Origin of the sequence: Halomonas sp. 707D4, from assembly GCF_024158685.1 — a bacterium.
In the GTDB taxonomy this organism is placed as follows: Bacteria; Pseudomonadota; Gammaproteobacteria; order Pseudomonadales; family Halomonadaceae; genus Vreelandella.
The window spans coordinates 1-2,167 of sequence record NZ_JAMZBD010000505.1; the positions used below are offsets into that span (position 1 = coordinate 1).

Consider the following 2,167-nt stretch of genomic DNA (forward strand, 5'->3'; position numbering starts at 1 on the left):
CCGCCGCGGCTGCGGTGCTCAAAGGCTCCATCGTCCAGCAGGTGGCGGGGCTTGCGCCCGCGGCCTGCCAGCGCGTTCGCATCGGCCACGCCAGTGGCGTGATCGACGTGATGGTTCGCACCACCCCGGGAGCGACGCCTGCGCTGGTCTCCGCCACCCTCGGGCGTACTTCCCGTCTTCTCATGGAAGGGACGGTCCACGTTCCTTCGTTTCCAACCGCTTGCCCCGCCAACGAGGAAAGCTGATCATGTTCGATACTACCCACATCGCCCGCCAGGACGATATCCAGCGCTTCGACACCGAAGATCGTTTGAGCCGAATCCTTGTTCACAAGGGGATCGTCTACATCAGCGGTACGCTGGCCGAGGATTCCAGCGGCACGGTCGAGGAGCAGACGCAGAACATCCTGACGCGCATCGACGGCTGGCTCGAGCAGGCGGGCTCGCACAAGACGCGCATTCTGACCGCCACCGTCTGGCTCAAGGACGTCGAGCATGCGCCGCGCATGAACAGCGTCTGGAATGCCTGGATGCCCAAAGGCTACGCGCCTTCGCGCTCCTGCATCGAATCGACGCCCGGGCGTTCTCAGTTCGCCGTCGAGATCGCGCTGCAGGCGGCGGTGATCTAACGAGCGACCGCCATTGCCTTGAACCAGGGCGCCCGGGCGACGACGTACGCCCGGGCGCCTTTTACATGGAGAAGCCCATGAACGACATCGAGTTTAGAGCCGCCCGCCGCGACGACGTTGCCGGTATCGTCGCCCTGCTGGCCGACGACGTGCTGGGACGCCAGCGCGAGGATGCGACGAGCCCCCTGAACGAGCGCTACACAGCGGCCTTCGATGCCATCGATGCCGACCCCCATCAGCTGCAGCTCGTGGCACTGGCGGACGGGGAGGTCGTCGGCACGCTGCAGCTCACCTTCATTCCCGGGCTTGCGCGCCTGGGCGCCTGGCGCGGGCAGATCGAAGGCGTGCGCATCGCCTCGACCCACCGAAGCGCCGGCCTTGGCCAGGCGATGTTCCAGCGGGCGATCGACGAGTGTCGCCAGCGCGGGTGCGAGCTGGTTCAGTTGACCACCGATATCGAACGCCCCGATGCTCAGCGCTTCTACGAGCGGCTGGGCTTCAGGAACACCCATCTGGGCTACAAGCTCACGCTGTGACGCTTTCGTGCGGGGGCGCTCGCCATCCGCTGATCGACACTATCGAGCAGAGTAAAAGGACATTCAGGGCATGATGGCAGCACGCACGCCTTATCGTGATCACGACGTGTGGCACTTTCCGGTTCATTACATGCGCGGCGGGACCTCCACGGGCGCCATCCTGTGGGAGAAAATCGCCCCTCGCGACGTGGCGCTGCGCGAAGAGCTGTTGCGCCACCTGATGGGCGTTCCACTCGCGGGTGAGTGCCCGGGCAACACCCAGACCACGGGGCTGGGTCGCGGGCCCGCGACGAGCAACAAGGTCTTTTTCGCCGATATCGAGCGCACCGCTTCCGGCGAGCGGCTGGTCAGCACGCTGGCACAGCTCGCGGCCACCCATGACCGCATCGACTGGAGCGTCAACTGCGGCAACATGTCTTCCGCCCTGCAACTCTGGGCGCTGGAGACCGGGCTGGTGGCCAGAAGCGACGACGAGACCCAGCATCTGACGATCTTCAATACCAATACCGGCGTCGTCACCCATTCGCGCATGACGACCACGGCCCAGGGCTTCGCCATGGCGCCGATTCCGGGTGTCATGGGCGCGCATCCCGCTGTCGAGCTGTTTCTTCAGGCGCCCGTGGGGGCCAAGACCGGCGCTCTGCTGCCGACGGGCAGCGCCGTGGACACGATCGAAGGCATCGACGTGAGCTGCGTCGACGTGGCCGTGCCGATGGTCATCGTCAGCGCCGCCGACCTGGGCAAGACGGGGTACGAGAGCGTGGCGCAGCTGAGTGCCGACACGGTGTTCATGGAGCGCTTGAAGAGGGTCTGGGTCGCGGCGGGGGAAAAAATGCGGCTGCGCCACGCCGATGGCCGGCTCATGTCGCAAGAGGAGATCGCGCGAAGCGAAACGGTGCCCAAGGTCTGCCTGATCGCAGAGGCGCGCCAGGGCGGCGATCTGTGCGTGCGCTACCTGACCCCCCAGACGCTGCACGGCTCGCTCGCCGTCTCCGGCGGCTGC

Annotated in this window: 4 protein-coding genes; all 4 read left to right on the forward strand. The window is 66.2% G+C overall.

Annotation, left to right across the window (positions count from 1 at the left end; genetic code table 11):
• The coding region (locus BIS11_RS15850; protein ID WP_301286492.1) for a PrpF domain-containing protein at positions 1 to 245 on the forward strand (245 nt) is incomplete at its 5' end.
• A gap of 2 nt (positions 246 to 247) precedes the next feature.
• Positions 248 to 628 carry a RidA family protein gene (locus BIS11_RS15855; RefSeq protein ID WP_253424492.1) on the forward strand — a complete coding sequence of 127 codons (381 nt, stop codon included), beginning with the start codon at positions 248 to 250 and terminating at the stop codon, positions 626 to 628.
• A 77-nt stretch (positions 629 to 705) separates the two neighbouring features.
• Positions 706 to 1,164 carry a GNAT family N-acetyltransferase gene (locus tag BIS11_RS15860; protein ID WP_253424496.1) on the forward strand — a complete coding sequence of 153 codons (459 nt, stop codon included), beginning with the start codon at positions 706 to 708 and terminating at the stop codon, positions 1,162 to 1,164.
• 70 nt (positions 1,165 to 1,234) lie between these two features.
• On the forward strand, positions 1,235 to 2,167 hold a 933-nt coding region (locus tag BIS11_RS15865; protein ID WP_253586516.1), incomplete at its 3' end, for a PrpF domain-containing protein.